The following is a 24,059-nucleotide window of genomic DNA, read 5'->3' on the forward strand; positions in this document are numbered from 1 at the left end:
ATTAAATCGACTCCTCTTTTAATTTAGGTAATGTGTCGGCGTTCGCTTCGATGCGTTGAATCATCTCAGCTAACGTCCGTTGTTCTTCAGCAGAGAATCCTTCGAGTAAGTTCTCGAGAAACTCATCTTTTTGTTCGCGTAATCGTGCAATGCGCGTCGCCCCTTGCTCCGTCAAGGAAACAAGAATCACCCGATTGTCAGCAGCTGAACGTTCACGAGCAATCATCCCGGTCGATTCCAGGTGCTTCAGGTGACGGGTCACTGCCGCATGATCGACATTGACGCGTTTTTGCAGTTCCTTTTGACTGATCGTTTGATCGACTTGCAGTTGAGCAAGTAAGTCCATTCGAGTCTGACTGAATCCATCCGTACAGCGATCGAATTTTTGAGCAATCGTCTTATTGACGGAGACGAGTGCATAGATCAAACGTCCTTTTTCGTTGCAGGAAATACTCAATCCATCACATCCTTCCCTTCGTTCGAAGAAACCTTTGACGTATCAAAGATTGATATGTAAACGAATATAACGTGTTTATTTTGGTGACGCAACTTATCTGCTTCTGACATAAAAAAAGATATCATTCACGCAGAATGATATCGAGTCAGGCGACTTAACTAATTTGGCGTTCAGACGCTGAAAGTCCTTTTGCATCAATCGCTGCAATGATCCGGCGGAAATAGAACAACCAAAATTGCAGGAACGGTCCGATTAAGAAAATCGAGAGGATCGTACCGAAGAAAACAGGTCCCCCAAGCAACCAGCCAATGCCGCATGCCGTAACTTCCATGATCGTCCGCATCAGACGAATCGACGTTCCAAAGCGCTCTGCAAGTGTCAATGTCAACCCATCACGTGGACCAGCTCCGTAACCGACAGCGACATACAGACCAGCGCCCATTCCAATGATAAAGATGCCGAAAATCAGCCAGAGTGTATTCAACCAGATCGATTCAAAAGACGGTAAGAGATGAGAACCAAGAACAAGATTCATGAAGACACCGACGAAAATCGCGTTGACGAGCGTTCCGATTTGCGGTGTGACACGGTCTAACGCGTATTTAACGAACACGAGTAAGAGACCAACAAGCAAGATGATCGTTCCGATGGATAGTGGCGTCTTCTTTTGAAGACCAAGATGCAACACGTCCCACGTCGAGACACCGAGTTCAGCTGTGATCATCATCGATGAGCCAAGAGCGAGTAAAAATAAACCGAGTAGGAAGAGTCCCCACTTTAACGTAGCGCGTAACAACCAGGAAGCGCGATGACGCGTCATGTCTGGCACCTCATTTCTTAAAAATAATTGATTCGTTAACTGTATCATGAGGAAAGTGGAAGAAGAAAGACGAAATTTTCCGTTTTTTCCATCTTAAGAAGGAGGGGAAGGTCAAAAGAGAAACGTATACTGAAGAAAAAGGAGGGATAGAATGAAAGCGATCCGGCACCTGATTCGTTTTACATATATAGAAGCCGTCTGTTGCGTCTTTCCCGTGATGATTTTCGCAGCGCTTGCTCTTTCACGTTATCTTCCTACTGAACCGGTTGCTCGATACGATCTCCTGTTGCTCTGGTGTATTCTCGTCCAAATCGCCTTACTCGTCACGCGTTATGAAACGATGGAAGAATTCAAACTGATCTTATTGTTTCACGTCATCGGTCTAGCACTTGAACTGTTCAAGGTGAACGTCGGGTCTTGGAGTTATCCGGAAGACGCTTTGACGAAAGTGGCTGGTGTTCCCTTATATGCAGGATTCATGTATGCAAGCGTCGCGAGCTATGTCTGCCAGGCGTTTCGGCGATTTCAATTACGATTCATAGCATTTCCTCCCCCGTGGCTTGCGATCAGCGTCGGCAGTCTCGTCTATCTCAACTTCTTCACCCACCACTGGATCTTCGATGCACGCTGGCTATTGATGGTCCTCGTCGTCCTTGTCTTCTATAAGTCTTGGGTTCATTTTACGATCGAGCAGACGATCTACCGGATGCCGCTCGTCCTGTCCTTTTTACTGATCGCCTTTTTCATTTGGATTGCAGAGAATATCGTGACGTTCTTTAAAGGCTGGGTCTATCCGCATCAAGAAGGAGGCTGGGCAGTCGTTGACCTCGGAAAGTTGTCTTCTTGGTTCCTGCTTGTGATCATCACGGTTTTGATCGTCATCGTCGCAAAATATAAGCGTCAGGATCCGGCTGTGGAAATTCAGCAGCGTACCTAAACAAAAAAACAACCCGGTTATTTTTTTGAACTACTTCCGCGTTTTTTCGTTGCTATAGTGAAAAAAACGCAAAGGAAGTGGTTACGGATGATGCAACAGGTGTTGGAACGAGCAACTGAATTGGTACAGATGAAATTAGCAGTCGTGGAGCGGTATGAAGATTGGCAACTCTGGCTCGACGAAGTGAACGGAATCGACGAATGGGTCAAGATGTCAGCGTATTATGCACCGCGCGACGTTCAAGAAACACTAGTCATCGACGAAGTGAAACGAGAGAAGCAGACCATCGTAATGCCACCACAAGTACCTGTCGAGCCAGTACGCACGCAACGTTATGCCTATACGTTTCAGCGGGGGTTAAAAGGCGGTACTTTACTAGAATGGTCCGGCAGTCATATTTCAGAACGAGACGTCCGCGATTGGAATCTCGAGCACGGCATGGAAGTTCGGGTCCGTGCCGAACGGCAGGATGATCAAAAAACGATGTGCCGTGTTGAAGCCGTCGTCTCGACGGAGCGAATGAGAGAAAATCCGGAACGTGTCGTGTTTGAACAAGCCATCGTCAAGGCACATGGAATCATTGAGGAAACGGTGAATGGTCCACTGCAAGATGAGTCGGACAGACCGTTTTATTATGTCGTACCAGTAGAAGACATGCGCTATTTCCGACTAGAAGCAGGACAACTCGTCGATCTCGCCATGTGGCGCGGACGGAAAGATACACTAACGATTGCCTGGAAACATCCGTTCACGTATGAAGAGCCGATCGTCAACACATCATCAAACCGTCCATCTGAGGTCAAGCAACCGGTAGTGAAGACGCCTGTGACAACGAAAAAGTCAAATCGGTATGCACGAAAAATGAAACGACAAACGATTCCGAAGGCTAAAAAAGTGCAGCGGCGCATTCGCATTCAAAAAGAGCAAAAGATTGAACCCATCGTGACGACAGCCGTCCCTGGACAATTGATGGATTTCGTCGATAAGACACCGCTAGATTTCACGCGCTTTGAAGGAATGCGCCTCGTCATCGTTGGAAACGAACAACAAACGGCTGTTTATCGTGAGTTCTTTGCGCCAACAGGAATCGAATTGATTCATCTCGCAGGAGACGCACAGTCTGCGAAAAAGATTGCTTGTCTCGCCAAAAAGACGGATGCCATCGTCGTCGTGACGAGCCGTGTCTCTCATGCGGCGAGTGCACATGTCATTGCACAGGCGAAAAAACATGGTATTCCGTTCGCGATGGAACGCCTAGACGGTCGACGATCGCTATATACAGCGTGTGAACGACAACTTGAGCGTGCTTGGCTCAACCAGCAACGAGACGGGAAATTATTGAAAAAAGAGTGAAACATTAGAAGAATTCGACCGTAAAGTAAGGTGAGAACTTATTTTTCAAGGAGGACCTTACTCATGTCATCTCAATTAAAAAAAGCAGCGAAGGAGTCGCTCAGCGGTCGTTGGGGATTTGCAGTCCTAGCATTCCTGCTGTTTAGTATCATTCAGGGTGTTCCTAACTTATTTGGATCGGATATCGATGAGCCGTCAAATAGCATGGATCTCGTCGTAATGTTAGTATCGATTTTACTGATTCCATTAGGAGTCGGTTGGACATGGATTGCCATGTCGATTGCTCGTGGAGAAGAAGCGAAAGTGACAGGTCTATTTGAGCCATACGGGATGTTCCTGAAAGTGGTCGGGCTCGCAATCGTTCAATTCATTTTCATCGCACTTTGGACGTTGCTCTTGATCATTCCAGGGATCATCAAATCGTTCTCTTACTTGTTGACGTTCTACATCCTTCGGGATGAACCGTCGATTGGTATCCTCGAGGCAATCACACGCTCGCGTCAACTCATGGACGGTCATAAGATGGAAGCATTCTTACTCTTCCTATCATTCATTGGTTGGGCATTACTCGTGATCGTTACTCTTGGTCTTGCTATCCTGTGGGTCGGACCATACTTCAGCGTCACACTAGCCAAGTTCTATGATCGTGTTCGTGGTGAACAAGCACCAGAGCAGACATCAGATTTCGTCGCACCATATTAATACCGGATCCCGACACTACGTCGGGATTTTTTTATGCTCGAAATAATTCCGATAGGAAAAGACGGTTTAATGGTTGCTTTAGTTCACTGAATTCTGTACGATGAATGCAACACATCTTATCTAGAGAAGTCGAGGGACTGGCCCGAAGACACTTCAGCAACCCCGCTACGGCGGAAGGTGCTACTTCCAGGAAGGGATACCTTCCGAAGATAAGAGCGGACAGGACAAGATACCGTCGCTCTTTTCGAACTTCGAAAAGAGCGTTTTTTTGTGATAAGGGGGACGATGGAGTGGAGTATGGTTTTTGGTTACCGATTTTTGGGGGATGGTTACGTAACGTCGAGGATGAACAGATGCCACCGACATTCGATTATGCAAAACAAGTCGCACAAACAGCAGAACGGATCGGCTTCTCGACGACGTTGATCGCGGAATTGAACTTGAACGACATCAAAGGCATCAAGGAACCGAGTCTTGAGGCATGGACGACGGCAGCGGCGATTGCTGCAACGACAGAACGGTTAGAAATCATGACAGCGGTTCGCCCTGGGTTCCATAATCCAGCGACGACTGCGAAGATGGCGGCAAACATCGATCAGTTGAGTGGTGGACGCTTTACGCTCAACGTCGTTTCGGCGTGGTGGGCAGAGGAAGCCAAACAATACAACGGTATCTTCACAGCACACGATGAACGCTATGCTCGGACGGAAGAATTCGTCACGGTCATGAAAGGACTATGGGCAGATGAGTCACCGTATAGTTTTTCCGGTAATCACTACACGATCGAGCAGGCGGAACTTCATCCGAAGCCCGTCCAGCGTCCAGGCATCAAGCTCTACGCTGGTGGAGAGAGTGAAGCTGGAAAGCGGACAATCGTCGAACACTGTGACGCTTATGTCATGCACGGGGGCACGGTCGAAGAAGTAGCCCATAAAATCAACGATATGAAAGTACGCCGGGAATCGACGGGACACGCACCGCTCGAGAGTTTCGGTCTTGCTGCCTACATCATTTGCCGGGATACGGAAGAAGAAGCACTGCTTGAGTGGCAACGCATTACGGACGTCAAGGAAGACAGTGCCGGTTATGCCGGTTATCAGGATTTCATCAGTAAATCGCAACTGGAGCAACAGGTCGAGCGAAACGATTATTCCGTCTCGAACCGTGGTCTACGACCGAATTTGATCGGAACATCAGAACAAATTGCAGAGCGCATTCTAGCGTTCGAAGCCGTTGGTGTGACGTTACTCTTATTACAATTCTCACCACAACTCGAAGAAATGGAACGCTTTGCTCGTGACGTAATGCCACTGGTCGAAGCGAAACGAAAGGTAGGTCAACAATCATGACAAAAATTCATATTCTCCACGAAAACCAAGAATGGACGGACCATCTCATCAAACGTCTCGAAGAACTTGAGTTACCGTATGAAGAGTGGCATCTAAATGAAGGAATCGTTCCACTCGATGAACTACCGCCAGAAGGTGTCTTTTACAGCCGTATGAGTGCCTCTTCGCATACACGCGGGCACCGTTACGCGCCGGAGTTGACGGAAGGGGTCCTTGCTTGGTTAGAAGAACACGACCGGACCGTCTTCAACGGAACGCGTGCGCTCCGTCTTGAAGTCAGTAAAGTCAATCAGTATACGGCACTACGTAAAGCAGGCATTCGTGTACCGAAGACGACGGCTGCCGTCGGACGCGATCAAATCGTACAAGCAGCAAAAGAGATCGGCGTTTCGTCATTCATCACGAAACACAACCGTGCCGGAAAAGGTCTCGGCGTCCAGTTATTCCACTCGATTGAAGCACTTGAAGCTTATCTCGATGGTCCGACATTCGACGAACCAGTTGATGGCATCGCATTGATTCAAGAGTATATTCAAGCACCAGAACCGTACATCACGCGTTGTGAGTTCGTAGGTGGAAAGTTTGTCTACGCGGTCCGAGTCGATACGTCAGAAGGTTTTGAGCTTTGCCCAGCAGATGCATGTGTGATCGACGACTTGTTCTGCCCAGTCGGAGAAGAAGCACCGCAAACTCCAATGAAGTTCCAAATCGTTGAAGGCTTCGATGACCCAATCATTGAAAAGTACGAAGCGTTCCTCCAAGCGAACCAGATCGCGGTCGCAGGCATCGAGTTCATCAAGGATGCGTCAGGTACGATCTATACGTACGACGTCAATACAAATACAAATTACAACTCGGACGCTGAAGCAGCTGCAGGACGCTACGGTATGCTTGAACTAGCGAAGTTCCTCGGTGCAGCCCTTGAAACAAGCACAGTAAAATAAGAATCTGCTCCTACCCTGTTACCGGACGTTACAAGACCGGATGACAGGGTATTTCTATTAAAAAAGGGGGCAGGTGTATGATTACGTGGAGAGAAGAACGACAGCTCGATATTCCGATTGAGGAAGCATGGCACTTGTTTGATCATACGCGACTGCAGCGTCTGATTCCGAACGTCGTCCAGCATGAGGTGATTGAACGAAAACCGGGTGTCGTCGGTTCGACATATCGTCAAACGTACATGCAGGGCAACCGACTCGAAACCTATATCGTGACTGATTTAGCCTATACGAACGAACCCGACTTCAAACAAAATACGATTGGATTCACATTAGCACGGATCTTCAAAATCGAAATGACCTTTACGCTCAAACCGCTCGGACCCGATCGGTGCCTGTTGATCTATACGGGAAAAAACGAAGGAGCCAACTTTGTTGGAAAAAGTCTGCTATCGCTTGGAGGCGAGCAAGAAAACGAGAAAATCGTTCATGGGCTGTTGCAACGTGTCGAAGAAGAAGCGGCGAAACAAAAGAAGAACAACGCATGAAAAAACGGATTCCCGTGCCTGGGAATCCGTTTTAGCATCTTATCGATTCGTATATGATTTTTGACCGCTCGTTAAGCCGGATAGATGACCAATACGCATACCGATTCCATCTTTCATCGACTGTTCACGTACTTTTGGATCAACTAAAAGATCAGTTACCGACTGCTAATTTTAAATATAAGTATTGTGATTAAACTTTCGTTTCATCAAATGATTATATCGTTACGATAGTAGGCGCAAACGGGAAATCTGAGGATCATTTTGCATCTCATTCAGTGGTCGAAATCGAACAGCTCGTAATTCTTGTTGATCAAGTGGTAGTTCAGGATCAATCCCGAGTTGAAGTACAGAACTATTCGTGACACGTCGGACGAGAAAACACGTCTCCGTTCCTTGATCGATCGAAATCTCGTAGAGTTGTCGTTCGACCGTGACGTGAAGATGTGTCTCTTCTAATACTTCACGTACGATAGTTTCTTCTTTTGTTTCGCCGTTCTCGACACCGCCACCGGGTAACGTCCAGAATGTCCGGGAAGGGGTGTGTAACTCAACCATTAGGATCTGTTGCTCTTCAATCAACGCAGCGCATACGCGATGACGCATGACTCATTCCTCCTTCAAAGTGTTCAAAAAAGAGACCGAAACGACAGTTCCGGTCTCTTTCAAAATCATTGTGCGTATAACGCTGTTAATTGCTGTTGGATCGTATCATTGTTCAAGTACTCATCGTATGTCGTTTCTTTATCGACGATACCGTTTGGCGTCAACTCGATGATACGGTTCGCGATTGTTTCGACGAACTGATGGTCATGCGAGCTGAAGAGCATTGCGCCTTTATAAGCGATCAAGCCATCGTTGAGTGCCGTAATTGATTCGAGATCCAAGTGGTTCGTTGGATCGTCGAGTACGAGGACGTTAGCACCGCTGAGCATTGCTTTTGAAAGCATACAACGGACTTTTTCGCCCCCAGATAAGACAGAAGCTTTCTTCATGACTTCTTCTCCTGAGAAGAGCATCCGACCGAGGAATCCACGGAGGAACGTATCGCTCTCATCTGCCGGCGAATACTGACGGAGCCAATCGAGAATCGTTTTATCCGAGCCTTCAAAGAATTCCGAGTTGTCTTTTGGCAAGTACGACTGCGAAGTCGTAACGCCCCATTTGAACGTACCGCTGTCCGGTTCCATCTCACCCATAAGGATTTTGAACAGTGTTGTGATTGCGATATCACTCTGGCTGATGAACGCGACCTTATCCGTTTTGTTCAATGAGAAACGAACGTTATCAAGGACTTTGACACCATCGATCGTCTTCGAGATACCGTCGACCATCAAGAGATCATTTCCAATTTCACGTTCCGGTGTGAAACCGACGAACGGATAACGGCGTGACGACGGACGAATGTCATCGAGTGTGATTTTATCAAGCAATTTCTTCCGTGACGTCGCTTGTTTCGCTTTCGAAGCGTTTGAGCTGAAACGTGCGATGAAGGCTTGAAGTTCTTTGATCTTCTCTTCTTTTTTCTTGTTTTGGTCACTTGCCATACGTGAAGCAAGCTGACTTGATTCATACCAGAAATCGTAGTTTCCGATATATAGTTGAATCTTACCGTAATCTAGATCCGCCATGTGCGTACAGACGTTGTTCAAGAAGTGACGGTCGTGGGAAATGACGATGACCGTATTCTCAAATCCGATTAGGAATTCCTCGAACCATTTGACGGCTTTCAAATCAAGTCCGTTCGTCGGCTCATCGAGTAAGAGAATGTCTGGTTTACCGAACAACGCTTGGGCAAGCAAGACTTTGACCTTTTCCGATCCTGTCAGCTCAGCCATCGTTTTCGAATGAAGGTCTTCTTTAATGCCAAGTCCTTGAAGAAGCATTGCTGCTTCCGACTCCGCTTCCCAACCGTTCATTTCAGCGAATTCACCTTCGAGTTCAGCAGCACGCATGCCGTCCTCGTCTGAGAAGTCTTCTTTCATATAGATCGCATCTTTTTCTTTCATGACTTCGTAGAGACGTTTGTGTCCCATCATAACCGTTTCGATGACTTGGAATTCTTCGTATTCGTAATGGTTCTGACGGAGAACGCCTAACCGTTCGCCTGGTGTGATGATGACATCGCCTTGTTGTGCTTCGATATCACCAGCGAGAATTTTCAGGAATGTCGATTTACCGGCACCATTCGCGCCGATTAGACCATAACAGTTACCTGGTGTGAACTTGATGTTGACGTCTTCGAATAATTTTCGGTCTGCAAAGCGAAGACCGACGTTTTGTACTGTAATCATATAGAGATGAACCCTCGTTTCTAGTAAGTGATGTGCTCATTCGAGTGTACCACAAATCGTGATCTGTCGTAGAGCAGGCAAAGTTCCCTCCATATTAGGACAGAAATTAAAAATAAGCAACCAGACATTTAAAAAAATGAAACATTTTCCAGATAGCTACGTAGAAGAAAGTAAGGAATTCGTTAGAGGAGGGGTTAGATGGCCATCTTTTTCACATTATTGTTTTTCGCCCTCATCGTTTTGCTTGGCATGGAACTCTACCGCTATATCCAAGAAAAGATCGATAAAGGAGATTCAGAATGAGAGAAATCAAACCAAAGAAAAAAATTCGCCCATCGATGATCATCGCTGGTGTGCTCGTACTAGCGTTGCTCGCAACAACACCGTTCATCGTTGAACAAATCGAACCTGGACAAGTTGGTGTCGTCTATACACCGTCAAGCGGTGTCAAAGATGAGACGTTATCGCAAGGCTGGCATGTTGTTTCACCAATCACACGGGTGACGGAGTATCCGATTCGGACACAGACAAAAGCACTTGAAAACATGACGCTTGCGACCAAGGACGGAAAGAACATCGTCGTTGACTTTACATACAGCTTCTCCGTCTCACCGGATAAGGTGACGAAAGTCTTCAATAAGTTCGGACCGATTGAAATCGATGAGATTGCAAAAGGGTATCTGAAACAACGTCTCTATGATGCATCGCGTGAGCAAATCTCGAAAGTTACTGTCCTTGAACTGTTCGGTGAAAAATCAGGGAATGTCTCGACGAGCATTCAGACGCAGTTTGCAGAAGACGTCAAGGACATCGGTTTCATCATCGAAGATGTCGCACTCGGTGCGCCGAAACCAGATGAAAAGACACAGGAAGCAATCGATGCGCGTGTCAAAGCGTCGCAGGAACTCGATAAAAAGAAAACGGATCTTGAAATCGCTAAAGCAGAAGCAGAGCGTCTTCGCGTAGAAGCGAAAGGAGCAGCAGATGCCCGTTTGATCGAAGCCCAAGGTTTAGCAAAAGCTCAAAAAGAACTACAGAAGACACTGACAGAAGAAATGATTCAATACGAAGCTGTCAAGAAATGGGACGGGAAGTCACCACTCGTCAGTGGATCGGGGAGTATGGTTCAACTGCCGATTCCTGACGGTACGACACAAGAAAAAAACTAAGTAAAATATATCTAAGATAAATCGCTAAAAAACACCAACACCAAGCATAAAAAAAGCAGATTCTCAGCGCTGAGAATCTGCTTTTTGATTAGCGTGAAGCTTGTTCAAATCCTTGAGCGATGGCAATGATGACTTGTGTTGCTTTCACCATGTTATCGACAGAGATGAACTCGAACTTTCCGTGATAGTTCTCGCCACCGGTAAAGATGTTCGGTGTCGGAAGTCCCATGTATGAAAGTTGTGATCCATCCGTTCCACCACGAATCGGTTTAATGATTGGTGTGATGTCAAGCGACTCCATCGCTGCATGAGCGATATCGACGATGTGCATATGAGGTTCGATTTTTTCGCGCATGTTGTAGTACTGATCGTGTAAATCGATTTCGACACTGCCGGCGCCATACTTTTTGTTCCACTCATCGACAAGGGCAGATAAGAAGTGTTTCCGTCCTTCGAACGCCTCACGATCAAAATCACGAATGATATAGTCGAGCGTCGTTTTTTCGACAGAACCATCAAACGAAATCAGGTGGAAGAAGCCTTCGAACCCATCCGTGAATTCAGGAGACTCTTCTCCAGGAAGACGATCGTGGAATGCCATCGCATGTTTCTGCGAATTGACCATCTTATCTTTTGCTGTTCCCGGATGGACATTTGTTCCGTGGAAGACGATTTTGGCTGCAGCCGCATTAAAGCTTTCGTATTCGAGTTCACCCAGCGGACCGCCGTCAACCGTATAAGCATACGTGGCATCGAATGCTTCGACATTGAAGTGATGTGGTCCACGACCGATTTCTTCGTCTGGCGTAAAGGCAACACGAATGCGACCATGCTTGATTTCTGGATGTGAAATCAGATGATGCATGGCTGTCATGATTTCTGCGATTCCGGCTTTATTATCGGCACCGAGTAATGTCGTACCATCCGTTGTCATTAAGGTATGACCAACATAGTTGTGTAGTGCCGGAAAATCAGTTGGCGACAGGATGACGGACGGTACTTCACTTAACGTGATCGGATTTCCGTCATACGCTTCCACGAGTTGCGGACGAACATTCGTACCTGTAAAGTCCGTTGCTGTATCCAGGTGAGCAAGAAAACCAATTGTCGGAATGTCTGCATCTGTATTAGCGGGTAACGTCGCCATGACATAACCATTGTCATCGACCGTGACCTCTTCCATGCCAATGGTCTTTAATTCTTCTACGAGCAAACGAGCTAGTGTCCATTGCCCTTCAGTTGTTGGAACCGTCGTACTCTCATAGTTCGACTGTGTATCGACTTTCACGTATGTAGTTAGACGATCAATCAATTCTTGTTTCAAATCAAAAACGTCCCTTCTCGTCATAAGATACCTTCATCATAGCATGAACGACTAATGTGAGAGAATTCTGAATCATGATAGACTAATAATGGAAAAGGGGGAATTTTTCATGAGAGCATTCGTAGTCGATCAATATGGAAAAGACGCATCACTTACAGAAAAAGACGTCACACCTGAAAAAGCGGGGAAACACGAATTACGGGTTCAAATCGAGGGGTCGAGCATCAATCCACTTGATACGAAGATGTTCTTCGGACATGTGGCGGCGGCTTCGACGACTGGAATTCTCCAGGGGGATGTAACGGGGAAAGTCATTGGGATTGGGGATGGTGTGACGTCTTTTTCTATCGGCGATCGCATCGTCGCATTCGGCGGTGGACTCGGAACACGTGCCGGTGCGCTAGCGGAAGAAATGCTTGTGCCTGAACAGATGGCAGTTTTACGACCGGAAGGGGTCTCGGCTGAGGTTGCTGGTTGTTTACCGGTGATTGGGTTGACCGGGATGGAAATATTAAAAGAGCGAATCGCGATTACTCCAGGCATCCGTGTATATGTAGCAGGTGGAACGGGTGGAGTAGGACATCTTACCGTTCAACTCGCACGTCATTATGGATGCGACGTCACAGCGAGCGCCTCTTCTGACGAGAAGGCAGCTTGGCTAGAAGCGAAAGGGATTCGCGTTCATCGGTATAAGGAAGAATCAGCTGAAGCGTTATTAAACCGACTTGATCTGGACGGATTCGACGTCATCATTGATACAGTCGGTGGTGACCATTTACAAGAATCGTTCATACTCGCAAAAGAGCGAGGACGCATCATTTCGATCGCGACACGGACGACACAAGATTTAACGATGATGCATAGTAAAGCCTTGTCACTTGAAGCTGTGTTCGTCGCGCTTCCGTTACTGAAAGGAAAAGTAGATGAGATGAAACAACAGCAACGTCACTTATCAGAACTCATTCGTTTAGTGGAAGAGGGAACGATTGAAATTCGGATTGAAGAGCAGATCCCTTATGAACGCGATGCGTTAAACGATCTCTATCAACGATTTGATCAAACATCACACTTTGGTAAGGTAAGTGTCTATCCAACTCATAAAAAATGATTCTCCATTCATTTTACATTTCCTGTTAAAATTATAAAAAAATCCGTTACTGAAAAATTCAGTAGCGGATTTTTTAGATAACAGATCATTTACGGCGAACAAGAATGCTTTTTGGAGCGAGTTGTGGCATGGAAGGAGGAGTCGGGAAATCTTTCTGCTCCGGTTGCTCCCACACGACTTCGAATTTTTGACGCAATTTGTTGAAAGCCTGCTCCACAGCTTTTTTCAATTGTGACGCATCAAGAGTAGGACTATCTGTCGTAATCGCAAGCAGTCCTCCGCGATTCGTCAGATGAATGACTTTTTGGATCCAAAGGGCGAGATCCTGTTCGGTCCGAAACTGACGTGTCCGTGTATTGACTTGTACAGGCGGATGGAACAAGACAACGTCAAAACGAGTCTTTTTATCCGCTTGTTCGATGTAGTCGAACGCATCCTGAACTAAAATCTTCTGTTTCTCAGGAGTAAAACTATTCAACATCAGATTATCTTTTGTCTTATTTCGACTACGTGTCGAGAAATCAACGCTTGTCGTTCGAGCAGCTTCACCATAAAGGGCAGTTACTGTCAGCGTTCCTGTATCGGAAAAGAGGTTAAGCACGGTCTTTCGTTCGACGGAATCGAGAAGGATTCGGCGAAGTTCACGTTGGGCGATGTCAAAACCAGTCCGCATACCAGCGTCCAAGTCATATTCATACAACACACCATATTCTTGTGCGACTTCAGGAAAATCGCCTCGTTCCCCCTTCAAAAAGTCGTCGCCTTTGACCGGTTGAAGATCGACGAGGAAATCTCGTTTTTCATAAATGCTTCTATAATTCAGTAGTGATTCAAGAGCCTCAAGAATCAGTGGGCGGAATGTATAGATGCCTTCATTTTCGAATGTAATGAGGTAATGATGATCATAACAGTCGATCGTCAAACCACCAATACCATCCCCAGCACCGTTAAAGATACGGAATGCTTCTGAATACTCTTCAAAAAATTCATTTCGTTTGTCTAACGCTTTTTCAAAAAGTTGTTTGAAGAAGGCGACATCAATCGCTTTTTGCTCGTCCATTGAGAGAGTCCAACCGACACCTTTTTCCTGCTTGCCAAAATAACCGGTCGCGAGGTATTCTTTATGTTCTGTCATCAGATGAAGCAGTCCGCCTGCCTCTTTGACATGGTGCAAAGCTTCGAACATTTCCTTGCGTAACGCGGGATACCCGCTTTGAATCGATTCAATCCATTCTGGTTTGACGACAACTGGATAAAGTTCACGGGGCATGTTAGTTTCCTCATTTCTACTTGTGGATAAGTGCCATAAGTATACCATAAATGGGGTTATCCACATGTGGATAACTGGATATAAATAAAACCGCTATTCTTTGTATAAGTCAAAGGAATAACGGTTTTTGTTATGATAAGCAGAGAACTGAAAAATCTATAATGATTTGGAGTGAAACATAAAAATGAAAAAACATATTCAAGTCGTAGGGGCTGTCATTCGCAATGATCATAATGAAATATTGTGTGCACTTCGTAGTAGCCAAATGTCATTGCCCAACTTATGGGAGTTTCCTGGGGGGAAAATTGAGCTACATGAAACGCCTTCACAGTCTTTAGTTCGCGAGATCAATGAAGAATTAAAATGTAACATTAAGGTCAAACAACCAATCGAAAAAACGACGTACGAGTACGATGCTATTATTGTTACACTGCATACGTTTGAAGCTGAAATCGTAACAGGAGAACCGATTGCCGTAGAACATGCAGAGCTTCGCTGGGTATCTGTTTCAGACCTTGATCAGCTTGAATGGGCCCCTGCTGATATTCCTGCAGTTGAGTACATTAAGAAAGAGTTTGCCACTCCTTAAACAGTTCAATTGATAGTGGAGAATGAAGTGACCAAGTCACACTAATCGGTTTAGAACCTGTACTTTGAAGATGCTTTAACTGGCCAAAGTATGTGAACGGTAGCGCTCTTCCTTGTTCTTTATCTGCTTTGCGCATGAACAAATGAATACGAATTCCTTCGCTCTCATGGTTTTGATATAAAGTACCCGCTTTACCTGTAGCGGTTGCATTGCTTTGAGACTGCCAGTGGAAACGATATTGATCTAAGAAATAATCGTTATATTTTAGTTGCTCATCAATGGCTTCATCTTTGTGTAAATTCACGAATAAAATGTAGTCGTCACCAGCTTGAGCTACGCCTTCACGCCAAGAACCTTCCTGACTTGGTGAACATAGGAGACGTTGGATAACAGAACGATTGTATGTTTGATGTAATAGAAACGCCTGATCTTCGATCAACCAATTAATTCGATCTGGTAGTTGGTGAAATGCAAGTAGACCTGCTTGGATAAAATGCATCATATATGAACGTAATTCAGTTAATTGTTGAAGTGCTTGAACGACTGTATTTGAAAAGCGATAGCGTTCTTCTGATACAGCATCTAGCAATTGAATACGATCATTTTTAAACGCAGTAGACCAGCGTTTAAAAAGATGATGAATAATTGGTCGCTTTGAAAAAGAGTGATTCGGTGATAAGGCGAATTCTTTGAAAACTTCTTGTTCAATATCTTGTACTGAAGCAGAGGGGTGATGCAGTAAATGTTTTAAAATTAGTAAGCTGAAGGGCTCACGAATTGGAAATAGTCCTTCGAGCTGTTCAACAATTTTGCGTGTAGTGTCATCGAGCAATAAACGTAGTTCTTCATCGGTAGCATGTTTTTCAAGTTGTTTAAGACGTAATGTACTTCTCCATTGCTGAACAATACTTTCAACAGCTGGCGCCTCTTTATGTGTAACTAAATCATTTAAACTCGGAGGATTTCCGATCATGCGTGTCAGCCTTTGATAACTTTCACGGAGCTGTTTGCTAGCTGAAAACTCTATTTTTTTCATTTGTTCAATAATAAATCTTTCTGTAATTGAATCTAGAATGGCTAAAGAACCTTCCGGTAAAATCGGAAAATGCTGTTTTACAGCAGTAGCAATTTTATAACGATCAATAGAATGAAACGATTGTTGACCAGACAACACAAGCGGTGCAACAAAAGCCTTTTGACTATTTCCGATAAAATCTAAAATCGTAACAAATTCTTTTGAGCTATGTTTACGTAAGCCTCTCCCCAATTGTTGAATAAAAATTGTAGGAGACTCCGTTGGACGTAAAAATAGCATTAGATTGACTTTTGGAATATCGACTCCTTCGTTAAACAAGTCAACTGTAAAAATATATTGCAGTGGATCTTGATCGTCCTCTAGTCGGCGAATGGCCTCTTCGCGTTCATCTTCGGACTGTTTACTTGTAACGGCCATTGCTTCAATCTGATGTCGTTTAAATTCTTGCTCCATAAACTCTGCATGATTGATATTGACGCAGAATCCTAATCCAACAGCCTGATTACCACTAAACCCAAATTTACGAATCATTTCAACAATATAATCTGTTCGTGTTGATCGTTCGAGTGCAACAACAAGATCTTGTTCTACATAAAAGCCGTTTTGCTGAGGAATAAGAGAATAATCAATCGATTCATCATCTTGAATCCCAAAATAATGGAATGGTGAAAGTAAATCTTGTGCTAAGGCATCATACAGACGAACTTCGTAAGCGACATTATAGTCAACAAGCTGGAAGATATTTTGACCATCCATTCGTTCTGGCGTTGCCGTTACGCCAAGCAAAAATTGAGGTGTAAAATAGTTAAGAATGTTTTGGTAAGAAGCAGATGAAGCGTGATGGAATTCATCAATAATGATGTAGTCAAACGTATCCTGTAAAAATTGTTTGAGATGAACCTCTTTTGAAAGTGTTTGAACGGTAGCAAAGGTAAATTGTGCATCTTGAATTTGTTGTGATCCTGAATATCTACCAAATGTATAACTTTCATTTGAAAAAACTTGCCTAAATGTATTCTCAGCTTGTGATAGTAACTTTCCACGATGTGCAACAAATAATACTTTTTTAGCCTGAGCTTGACGGACATCAAATGCTGCTAAGTACGTTTTCCCCGTTCCTGTTGCCGCAATGACCATTGCTTTTTTTTCTTTTCGCTCGCGCAAACGATTCAGTTCTTCTAAAGCTGGAATCTGCATGAGGTTTGGTTCAATAACGGTGTAATCGACAGCGGGTTCGGCAACTGTATCGCGGATAGAAAATGATCTTATAGGTGGTGTTTCTTGTTGGTACTGTTCGTATTGAACTAATAATTCTTCTGTACATATAGTCGCTTCGTGGCTGTTCCAAAGCTGTTCAAACAAGTTTTTCGCTTGAGTGACTAATGTTGTGACGGGTGTAGAAGGTATACGAATATTCCATTCCATGCCGTGCGTTAAAGCTGATTTTGATAAATTAGAAGATCCAACAATAGCACTATCCAACTGATCAGGACGTGAAAATAAATAGGCTTTCGGATGAAACGCATGATTTTTTTTAATCGGTTCATAAATTTTTACTTCGATATTGCTGAATTCCATCAACTGTCGGATAGCCTTCGCTTCTGTAATATTCATATAGAATGAAGTCAAAATACGAATTGGTTTGTTTTGAGCTTCTGCTTCTTTTAAAGCTGGGACAAGCGTTTGGATTCCAGAATGTCGTGTAAAACTTACCATCCAATCAGCAGCAGATGCTGTCCACAATTCTTGATTGATGTGATGCAATAACTGTTCTTGTTCAAGTTGGCCAGGAGCAATGAGTTCCCAAGCACGCAAAGAATTTTTATATTGTGTAGGTAAAGCATGAGTTGTGCTAGTAGTGAGTTCACGATGAAGCGGCGAGTCGATCGGAGGTTGATTTAAATGAAGGAGCCATTCATTGACCGTTTCAACCATTTGATCAGGTTTATCTTGTTTTTGTAAATGGTCTAAAGATTGATATAGTACTTGATTAAGGTGTGTAAGTAATTCTGTTGTGTAGTCATGTGCTGGTACAGAGACACTTGTTGTATCAGATTGTGAGTTAGTTTCAGTTGAAGAACGTAGTGTTTCATAATAAGACATGGTTATCCTCCGAATGATAGTAAATGGTATTTATAATGAGTAAATCATCAATAATATACCAATAAATAGATAAATAAAGTAAAAAATCATCGTTTAACTAAAAAGTTAAACGATGATTTTTGTTTATTAATTTGAGATTCGCTCCACAACAGCCTCAAGCGATACTTTTACATTACCAGCTAGTGCCCGCGTAATCATACACGAACCTTCCGCTTTTTCAGCGAGACGTTGTGCCTTCTCTACATCACGATCCGACAGATCGGCTGGTAATAAGAGAGTAGGGCGATGAATAATCGCGTCGTAAGTGAAGACACCGTTCGTAACATCGACGATACCTTCAGATTCCATCGTTAACGAAACCTTTGGAATGTGACTACGCTCAAGCATCGCGGCAAGCGTGATGATGTAGCACGTAGCAGCTGCCCCAAGTAACATCTCATCTGGATTCGTACCAACTCCTGGACCATCCATGGCGTCCGGAATTGAGATTTTTGTTTTTAGTTCACCCGTCTCGATCTGACCAACATCATTGCGATTGCCCGGCCAGTCTGCGGTTAAATGAAAATGGTGCTTCATGATCAATCGCCTCCATGCCTCCATCATACGAAGTTCAGCATGATTTTTCGCCTATTCTGCTCATGTTCATAAAAAGAGAACGATCAGCTAAAAATTTGGTCGATCTTTTCGATATCTTCTTGCGACAACTGAACGTCTAATGTACGCAACGTATCCGTCACCTGATCTGGTCGTTTTGCACCAGGAATGATGGCATCGATACCGTCCTGTGCCAGATACCACGCGAGTACGATGTGTGCGACTTCTGCATCGTGTGCTTCTGCAATCGGGCGCAGTTGATCGACTTTTGCGAGGTTTTGTTCGAAGACATCTTTTTGGAACAAGGGATCGTTTTTTCGTAAATCGTCAAATGTCGTCTCTTTCGTATATTTCCCTGCCAATAATCCAGCAGCGAGTGGGAAGTACGGGACGAAGGACATACCGTTCTCAACGATGTACGGGAGTAACTCTTTTTCCGCATCCCGTTTGAATAGGTTGTATTCTCCTTGATAGACGTCGACGTGTCCGTCTTTATTCGCTTCCTTCAGTTGTTCGAGTGAGAAATTCGAGACACCGATTGCGCGAATCTTTCCTTCTTTTTTCAGTTCAGCAAGTGCTGCGACGGCTTCGTCCTTTGGTGTCGATTCATCCGGAAAATGAATGTAATACAAATCGATATAGTCTGTCTGAAGACGTTTTAAACTCTCTTCGACCGATTGACGGAGAAAGTCTGGTGAATTGTTCATGACGACGTTTCCGTCAACGAACTGATGCGCACCTTTCGTCGCGAGCACGACATCTTCTCGAGCGACTGTGTCGTTCCAGACCTCACCGACGAGTTCCTCCGAACGTTCTGGTCCGTAGATGAAAGCTGTGTCGAGGAAATTGATTCCTTGCTTCAAAGCGACACGGACGAGATCGCGTCCGGCTTGCTCATCGAGATTTGGATACAAGTTGTGTCCACCGACAGCATTCGTACCGAGACCGATGGGGTGAACGAATAATTTAGATTGACCGAGTTGAACATGTTTTGTCATGAAAATGACCTCCTTAAACGATATCGAGTGGTTCTTTTTTTGTTGGTGCTGGGAATGCTTGATCAAGTGCAACCAGCTCTTCCTCTGTCAAATTCAGGAGCGCGGCGCGACCGTTGGCTTCGACATGATGTGCTTGTCCTGCTTTAGGAATTGCGATGACGTCACCTTCACGCATCGCCCAAGCAAGTAAAATCTGTGCCGGTTCAACACCATGTGTCTCAGCGAGTTCCTCAACGGTTGGATGATTCAGGAGTTGATCGCGTAGTGAACCACCTTCAGCTAGTGGGCAATACGCCATTACTGGAATACCATGTTCGCGTAGTAACGGTAGCAATTCATACTCGATTCCGCGTGATCCGAGATGATAGAGTACCTGATTGACAGCGCATTGATCACCGTTTGGCAGTGCCAACAGTTCTTTCATGTCTGATACGTCAAAGTTTGATACACCCCAACGGCGAATCTTGCCTTCCTGTTTTAAAGCTTCCAGTCCTTCGACGGTTTCTTCAAGTGGAATGTCACCACGCCAATGAAGAAGATAGAGATCAAGATAATCCGTACCGAGGCGTTCAAGCGATTCGGAACAAGCTTTTTTTAACGCTTCCCCACCAGCGTGATGCGGGTAGACTTTCGAGACGAGAAAGACTTCTTCTCGTCGATCAGCGATCGCGTCACGAATCAATTCTTCAGAAGCACCTTCTCCATACATCTCTGCCGTATCGATGAGTTCCATCCCACTGTCGAGACCGACAAGGAGCGCTTCGATTTCAGCCTCATGCTTCTCCGACTCTTCCCCCATGCGCCATGTACCTTGTCCGAGTGCCCGAACGTGCGTCTGATCGGGAAGCGTCACCGTTTTTTGCTTTAATGCAGCAAGTATCAACGTCTTTTCTGTTGCGTTCATCGTTCTTCCTCCTTTAGTAGAGAGACAATAGTAGGGTTTACCACGCGAACTCCGAACAAAAACGTCTTCTTCAATAGAAGGAGACGTCACCAATGCTCAAACAAAGGACCGTGATCACCGAATACAGGATCTTGAGTTGGGCGCATCACCTGACGAATACGTTGAAGATTTTCCGGTCGTTCACTTGTTTGACCTGTCAGCGTATCGTAGTCTTGACCATCCGGATAGGCACCGATCACTCGAAAGTGTCGACTTGTATCAAGTGCTTTATGTCCCGTACCTGCAGGAAGTAAAAGAATATCTCCGCTCGTCAAAGTGAAGGTCTTACCGAGCGGACCACCCAGCTGAACGGTTGCATGCCCTTCAAGAATCCCGATCACTTCATGAGCGATACTATGATAATGATGAAAGTCAAAAATCCCATCCACCCAGCTGTTACGCCAGTCATGTGCATGGAAGGTCTGTTCGATGTGTGATGGCTCTTCAAATGCGTGCCGATAAATCAACACGGGGAATGTCGGATTGTTCGGAATGTGACCGTCATCCTCAAAATAAAATACCTCAACGCGCATCTTCGTTGCTCCTTTCTCTGATGTGGCACAAAGTAATAATTACATCTGTAATTACCCGTAATTAAATATCATCAATCGTCCGAGCATCTTTATGGCGTAACGAATTCGGAGGTGCTAAGATGCTTAAGTTAACGAAAGTACAAAGGAGGCTTTCCGATGATCGCCATCGAAGCAAAATTAGAAGTACAACCCGCAAAACGAGAAGAATTTTTAGAAGCAACTAAAACACTAGTGGCAGGATCACGTGCTGAAGCAGGTAACATCAGCTATGACTTGTTCCAAAGCACAGAAGACGAAAATGTCTTCATGATGATTGAAAAATGGGAAGACCAAGCTGCAATTGAAGCACACAACACGAGTGCCCATTTCGGACAATTCGTTGCGTTTGCTCAAACGGCTCTTGCTAAACCATTAGACGTTCAATCGTTCCAAGCATAATCATAAGAGATTGACGTAACACATAAGGAAGGTATTCGGGGTTCATGGCCTAGAATACCTTCCTTTTTTATTTCATGCGACACGGTTGATCAAAGCCTCTACTTTTAACGAAACTTTAAGTTAGCAGTATTCCACTTTTCTTTTACAATCATATGACATTTCATTGAAACTGTTAGTTTTTCCCTGATTAGGGCATTATTCTTATAAAGACACAAAAAGGAGGCTTTTATCATGAATGAACGAACGAATGCACCAGGGTCGAAGCGATCATTCTTCAAGATGCCTCATACATACGCCATTATCATGGCAATTCTCATCATCTCAGTCATCTTGACGTATACACTTCCAGCAGGACAATTCGATCGTGAAAAGCAAGATGGACAGACTGTCGTCATCGATGGTACATATCGCGCGGTAGAGTCTGCGCCTGTCAATCTCTTTGGTTTATTTGAAGCAATTCCGCAAGGCATGGAAGCGGGTGCTGCGATCATTTTTTACATTTTCTTAGTTGGCGGTGTCTTCGGTATCATTCGTCAAACCGGTGCTATTGAAGCGGGAATCAATCAATTAATCCGTCGATTTGGTCAAAAAGGGCACATCATGATTCCGATGACGATGTTCGTCTTTTCGATTGCCGGAGCAACGATTGGTATGGCAGAGGAAACGATCATCTTCGTGCCGATTGGGATCATGTTAGCGCGTGCCCTTGGATATGATGCGATGACAGGAGCCGCGATTGTCAGTCTAGGGGCGGCGGTTGGTTTTGCCGGCGGGATGTTGAATCCGTTTACGGTAGGTGTCGCTCAATCAATTGCGGAAGTACCGCTCTTTAGTGGTCTTGGGTATCGAACGGCTGTGTATATCGTATTTTTAGCGGTGACAATTCTTTATGTCATGAACTACGCACGGAAAGTCAAACATGATCCGGCGCGCAGTCTTGTTTATGATCTAGAACAACGTCGTTCGGAAGAAGCAGCGACGACGATTTCGCGCTTTTCGAAACGTCATGCTTTCGTCTTACTGGTTTTAATCGGTGGGATCACGCTCAATGTGATCGGAATCTTTGAGTGGGGCTGGTATTTGACGGAATTAACCGCATCCTTCTTGATCATCGGGATGATTGCGGGAATCGTTACGCTTGGTGTGAACGGTACGTTCGAGAGTTTGATTGACGGCGCAAAAGCCGTAACGTTCGGCGCGTTGATTGTTGGATTTGCTCGTGCGATTGTCGTCATTCTCGAAGAAGGACGTGTTATCGATACGGTCATTTACGGCTTATCAAATGCCGTAGGACATTTACCGACGTTCTTTGCCGTCATCGGGATGTACGCCGTGCAATTGATTACGAATTTCTTCATTCCATCGGGAAGTGGACAAGCGGCGACGACGATGCCCATCATGGCACCATTGTCGGATTTACTGGGAATCGAGCGTCAAGTGGCTGTCTTAGCATTCCAATATGGAGATGGACTGACGAACATGATTTTCCCGACGAGTGCTCATTTGATGGCATTTCTCGCAATCGCAGGCATTCCGTACGAAAAATGGCTTCGTTTCGTCTGGAAGCTTTTCGCGATCTGGATTGCCTTGGCATGTGCCGCCTTACTACTTGCCGTGACACTTGGCATTCAATGAAGTCTACCTTCCGGACAGATGTTCGGAAGGTTTTTCAGTTGCAGGAATCGGGAAGCGTTATCACGAACGGAATAGGTAATGACTAAAGGGGGAACTGAAGTGACATATTCAATCGTTGGGTATTGTGAAAAAGAACAAGCATGGGGCGTTGCCGTTCAGTCGAAGTTTTTAGCCGTCGGGAGCGCTGTTCCGTTTGCGAAGGCGGGAGTAGGTGCTGTAGCGACACAATCGTTTGCAAATACGACGTATGGTCCTGAAGGATTACGGATGATCGAACAAGGGGCTTCAGCAGACGAAGTACTGCGTCGATTGACGGAAGCAGATGAAGGACGAGCGGATCGTCAGGTCGGGATCATCGATGCTACTGGAAAGAGTGCGACATTCACGGGAGAAGGATGTAATGACTGGGCAGGTGGTATTGCCGGGAAACATTTTGCAGCGCAAGGGAATATTCTTGTAGACGGTAATACGGTGAAAGAGATGGCACGTGTCTTTGAATCAACGCAAGGTCCGCTTGCAGAACGTTTATTGCGTGCGTTAGCAGCAGGTCAAGCAGCAGGTGGGGACTCACGCGGAATGCAGTCAGCGGCACTTCTCGTCGTCAAGGAGGGTGGCGGATACGGTGGATTCAACGACCGCTATATTGATTTACGCGTTGACGATCATCCGAGTCCGATTGAAGAACTCGAACGCATCTATCAACTGCATACCCTTTATCTACAACCGAGTAAGCCGGAAGAAATCAAGCCGATTGATGACGCCTTAGAGTCAGAGTTGATGGATAAGTTGTTATCGCTTGGTTACCGCGGTGATTTCGAAGACGCGTTCCGAACGTATCTGCATACGGAAAACTTCGAGATGCGCGAACAAGCGGATCGTGCGATTGATACACGTGTTCTCGCATATATTCGATCTCAATGA

Annotated in this window: 23 protein-coding genes and 1 riboswitch; of the genes, 12 read left to right on the forward strand and 11 right to left on the reverse strand. The window is 45.1% G+C overall.

Going from position 1 to position 24,059, the window contains the following annotated elements:
• Position 1: 1 nt before the first annotated feature.
• Both KNQ15_RS08370 and KNQ15_RS08375 read right to left on the reverse strand, forming a co-directional pair.
• Positions 2–457, reverse strand: a complete 456-nt coding sequence (locus KNQ15_RS08370; protein WP_214728797.1) for a MarR family winged helix-turn-helix transcriptional regulator — start codon at positions 455–457, stop codon at positions 2–4.
• A gap of 154 nt (positions 458–611) precedes the next feature.
• Positions 612–1,277, reverse strand: a complete 666-nt coding sequence (locus KNQ15_RS08375) for a YczE/YyaS/YitT family protein (RefSeq protein ID WP_214728798.1) — start codon at positions 1,275–1,277, stop codon at positions 612–614.
• Positions 1,278–1,428: 151 nt separating this feature from the next.
• On the opposite strand from KNQ15_RS08375, the gene KNQ15_RS08380 reads away from it, so the two are divergent.
• The 6 genes from KNQ15_RS08380 (at position 1,429) to KNQ15_RS08405 (ending at position 7,107) form a co-directional block, all read left to right on the forward strand.
• Positions 1,429–2,214, forward strand: coding sequence for a DUF817 domain-containing protein (locus KNQ15_RS08380; RefSeq protein ID WP_214728799.1), 786 nt, complete (start codon positions 1,429–1,431; stop codon positions 2,212–2,214).
• 87 nt (positions 2,215–2,301) lie between these two features.
• The gene (locus tag KNQ15_RS08385; protein WP_214728800.1) at positions 2,302–3,567 is read left to right on the forward strand and encodes a DUF2325 domain-containing protein; all 1,266 of its coding nucleotides are present in this window, start codon (positions 2,302–2,304) and stop codon (positions 3,565–3,567) included.
• A 63-nt stretch (positions 3,568–3,630) separates the two neighbouring features.
• Positions 3,631–4,269, forward strand: a complete 639-nt coding sequence (locus KNQ15_RS08390) for a DUF975 family protein (protein ID WP_047394162.1) — start codon at positions 3,631–3,633, stop codon at positions 4,267–4,269.
• Positions 4,270–4,382: 113 nt separating this feature from the next.
• Positions 4,383–4,485: riboswitch (SAM riboswitch) on the forward strand.
• Between the two features lie 74 nt (positions 4,486–4,559).
• On the forward strand, positions 4,560–5,618 hold the full coding sequence (locus KNQ15_RS08395) for an LLM class flavin-dependent oxidoreductase (protein WP_214728801.1): 1,059 nt from the start codon (positions 4,560–4,562) through the stop codon (positions 5,616–5,618).
• A complete protein-coding gene (locus tag KNQ15_RS08400) occupies positions 5,615–6,562 on the forward strand; it encodes an ATP-grasp domain-containing protein (RefSeq protein WP_214728802.1) in 948 nt (315 codons plus the stop codon). The genes KNQ15_RS08395 and KNQ15_RS08400 overlap by 4 nt, the downstream gene beginning before the upstream one ends.
• 77 nt (positions 6,563–6,639) lie before the next feature.
• On the forward strand, positions 6,640–7,107 hold the full coding sequence (locus KNQ15_RS08405) for a hypothetical protein (RefSeq protein WP_214728803.1): 468 nt from the start codon (positions 6,640–6,642) through the stop codon (positions 7,105–7,107).
• Positions 7,108–7,329: 222 nt separating this feature from the next.
• On the opposite strand, the gene KNQ15_RS08410 is transcribed toward KNQ15_RS08405, so the two are convergent.
• Positions 7,330–7,710: an NUDIX domain-containing protein gene (locus KNQ15_RS08410; RefSeq protein WP_214728804.1), complete on the reverse strand. Its 381-nt coding sequence runs from the start codon at positions 7,708–7,710 to the stop codon at positions 7,330–7,332.
• Positions 7,711–7,775: 65 nt separating this feature from the next.
• A complete protein-coding gene (locus tag KNQ15_RS08415; protein ID WP_214728805.1) occupies positions 7,776–9,398 on the reverse strand; it encodes an ABC-F family ATP-binding cassette domain-containing protein in 1,623 nt (540 codons plus the stop codon).
• 299 nt (positions 9,399–9,697) lie between these two features.
• Here KNQ15_RS08415 and KNQ15_RS08420 point away from each other — a divergent pair, with 299 nt between their 5' ends.
• Positions 9,698–10,567: a prohibitin family protein gene (locus KNQ15_RS08420; protein WP_214728806.1), complete on the forward strand. Its 870-nt coding sequence runs from the start codon at positions 9,698–9,700 to the stop codon at positions 10,565–10,567.
• Positions 10,568–10,655: 88 nt separating this feature from the next.
• On the opposite strand, the gene pepT is transcribed toward KNQ15_RS08420, so the two are convergent.
• Positions 10,656–11,891: a peptidase T gene (pepT, locus tag KNQ15_RS08425; RefSeq protein WP_058704345.1), complete on the reverse strand. Its 1,236-nt coding sequence runs from the start codon at positions 11,889–11,891 to the stop codon at positions 10,656–10,658.
• 109 nt (positions 11,892–12,000) lie between these two features.
• On the opposite strand from pepT, the gene KNQ15_RS08430 reads away from it, so the two are divergent.
• Complete coding sequence (locus tag KNQ15_RS08430) at positions 12,001–12,999, forward strand: zinc-binding dehydrogenase (protein ID WP_214728807.1); 999 nt, start codon at positions 12,001–12,003, stop codon at positions 12,997–12,999.
• Between the two features lie 85 nt (positions 13,000–13,084).
• On the opposite strand, the gene KNQ15_RS08435 is transcribed toward KNQ15_RS08430, so the two are convergent.
• Complete coding sequence (locus KNQ15_RS08435; protein ID WP_029342955.1) at positions 13,085–14,269, reverse strand: class I SAM-dependent rRNA methyltransferase; 1,185 nt, start codon at positions 14,267–14,269, stop codon at positions 13,085–13,087.
• Positions 14,270–14,453: 184 nt separating this feature from the next.
• On the opposite strand from KNQ15_RS08435, the gene mutT reads away from it, so the two are divergent.
• Positions 14,454–14,858, forward strand: coding sequence for an 8-oxo-dGTP diphosphatase MutT (mutT, locus tag KNQ15_RS08440; protein WP_023469769.1), 405 nt, complete (start codon positions 14,454–14,456; stop codon positions 14,856–14,858).
• On the opposite strand, the gene KNQ15_RS08445 is transcribed toward mutT, so the two are convergent.
• The 5 genes from KNQ15_RS08445 to KNQ15_RS08465 form a co-directional block, all read right to left on the reverse strand.
• Positions 14,833–17,997, reverse strand: a complete 3,165-nt coding sequence (locus KNQ15_RS08445) for a DEAD/DEAH box helicase (protein ID WP_051656318.1) — start codon at positions 17,995–17,997, stop codon at positions 14,833–14,835. The two genes, mutT and KNQ15_RS08445, sit on opposite strands and share 26 nt — an antisense overlap.
• Positions 17,998–18,123: 126 nt before the next feature.
• Complete coding sequence (locus tag KNQ15_RS08450) at positions 18,124–18,576, reverse strand: OsmC family protein (RefSeq protein WP_029342953.1); 453 nt, start codon at positions 18,574–18,576, stop codon at positions 18,124–18,126.
• An 80-nt stretch (positions 18,577–18,656) separates the two neighbouring features.
• On the reverse strand, positions 18,657–19,589 hold the full coding sequence (locus tag KNQ15_RS08455) for an aldo/keto reductase (RefSeq protein WP_029342952.1): 933 nt from the start codon (positions 19,587–19,589) through the stop codon (positions 18,657–18,659).
• Between the two features lie 13 nt (positions 19,590–19,602).
• Entirely contained in the window at positions 19,603–20,493 is an 891-nt protein-coding gene (locus KNQ15_RS08460) for an aldo/keto reductase (protein ID WP_214728808.1), read from the reverse strand.
• Positions 20,494–20,579: 86 nt separating this feature from the next.
• Complete coding sequence (locus tag KNQ15_RS08465; RefSeq protein WP_214728809.1) at positions 20,580–21,065, reverse strand: cupin domain-containing protein; 486 nt, start codon at positions 21,063–21,065, stop codon at positions 20,580–20,582.
• A 156-nt stretch (positions 21,066–21,221) separates the two neighbouring features.
• On the opposite strand from KNQ15_RS08465, the gene KNQ15_RS08470 reads away from it, so the two are divergent.
• The 3 genes from KNQ15_RS08470 to KNQ15_RS08480 all read left to right on the forward strand — a co-directional run bounded on the left by KNQ15_RS08470 (position 21,222) and on the right by KNQ15_RS08480 (position 24,059).
• Positions 21,222–21,503, forward strand: a complete 282-nt coding sequence (locus KNQ15_RS08470; protein WP_029342949.1) for a putative quinol monooxygenase — start codon at positions 21,222–21,224, stop codon at positions 21,501–21,503.
• Between the two features lie 231 nt (positions 21,504–21,734).
• Positions 21,735–23,138, forward strand: a complete 1,404-nt coding sequence (locus tag KNQ15_RS08475) for a YfcC family protein (protein ID WP_069940101.1) — start codon at positions 21,735–21,737, stop codon at positions 23,136–23,138.
• A 99-nt stretch (positions 23,139–23,237) separates the two neighbouring features.
• Positions 23,238–24,059, forward strand: coding sequence for a DUF1028 domain-containing protein (locus KNQ15_RS08480; RefSeq protein ID WP_069940100.1), 822 nt, complete (start codon positions 23,238–23,240; stop codon positions 24,057–24,059).

The sequence above is a fragment of the Exiguobacterium sp. s168 genome (assembly GCF_018619035.1).
GTDB lineage: Bacteria > Bacillota > Bacilli > Exiguobacteriales > Exiguobacteriaceae > Exiguobacterium_A > Exiguobacterium_A acetylicum.

What these genes read in the sequence shown, in the direction of transcription:
- KNQ15_RS08375 (WP_214728798.1), bottom strand. Translation starts at nt 1,277, where the DNA reads ATGACGCGTCATCGCGCTTCCTGGTTGTTACGCGCTACGTTAAAGTGG.
- KNQ15_RS08380 (WP_214728799.1), top strand. Translation starts at nt 1,429, where the DNA reads ATGAAAGCGATCCGGCACCTGATTCGTTTTACATATATAGAAGCCGTC.
- KNQ15_RS08385 (WP_214728800.1), top strand. Translation starts at nt 2,302, where the DNA reads ATGATGCAACAGGTGTTGGAACGAGCAACTGAATTGGTACAGATGAAA.
- KNQ15_RS08390 (WP_047394162.1), top strand. Translation starts at nt 3,631, where the DNA reads ATGTCATCTCAATTAAAAAAAGCAGCGAAGGAGTCGCTCAGCGGTCGT.
- KNQ15_RS08400 (WP_214728802.1), top strand. Translation starts at nt 5,615, where the DNA reads ATGACAAAAATTCATATTCTCCACGAAAACCAAGAATGGACGGACCAT.
- KNQ15_RS08405 (WP_214728803.1), top strand. Translation starts at nt 6,640, where the DNA reads ATGATTACGTGGAGAGAAGAACGACAGCTCGATATTCCGATTGAGGAA.
- KNQ15_RS08410 (WP_214728804.1), bottom strand. Translation starts at nt 7,710, where the DNA reads ATGCGTCATCGCGTATGCGCTGCGTTGATTGAAGAGCAACAGATCCTA.
- KNQ15_RS08415 (WP_214728805.1), bottom strand. Translation starts at nt 9,398, where the DNA reads ATGATTACAGTACAAAACGTCGGTCTTCGCTTTGCAGACCGAAAATTA.
- KNQ15_RS08420 (WP_214728806.1), top strand. Translation starts at nt 9,698, where the DNA reads ATGAGAGAAATCAAACCAAAGAAAAAAATTCGCCCATCGATGATCATC.
- KNQ15_RS08430 (WP_214728807.1), top strand. Translation starts at nt 12,001, where the DNA reads ATGAGAGCATTCGTAGTCGATCAATATGGAAAAGACGCATCACTTACA.
- KNQ15_RS08435 (WP_029342955.1), bottom strand. Translation starts at nt 14,269, where the DNA reads ATGCCCCGTGAACTTTATCCAGTTGTCGTCAAACCAGAATGGATTGAA.
- mutT (WP_023469769.1), top strand. Translation starts at nt 14,454, where the DNA reads ATGAAAAAACATATTCAAGTCGTAGGGGCTGTCATTCGCAATGATCAT.
- KNQ15_RS08445 (WP_051656318.1), bottom strand. Translation starts at nt 17,997, where the DNA reads ATGTCTTATTATGAAACACTACGTTCTTCAACTGAAACTAACTCACAA.
- KNQ15_RS08455 (WP_029342952.1), bottom strand. Translation starts at nt 19,589, where the DNA reads ATGACAAAACATGTTCAACTCGGTCAATCTAAATTATTCGTTCACCCC.
- KNQ15_RS08460 (WP_214728808.1), bottom strand. Translation starts at nt 20,493, where the DNA reads ATGAACGCAACAGAAAAGACGTTGATACTTGCTGCATTAAAGCAAAAA.
- KNQ15_RS08465 (WP_214728809.1), bottom strand. Translation starts at nt 21,065, where the DNA reads ATGCGCGTTGAGGTATTTTATTTTGAGGATGACGGTCACATTCCGAAC.
- KNQ15_RS08470 (WP_029342949.1), top strand. Translation starts at nt 21,222, where the DNA reads ATGATCGCCATCGAAGCAAAATTAGAAGTACAACCCGCAAAACGAGAA.
- KNQ15_RS08475 (WP_069940101.1), top strand. Translation starts at nt 21,735, where the DNA reads ATGAATGAACGAACGAATGCACCAGGGTCGAAGCGATCATTCTTCAAG.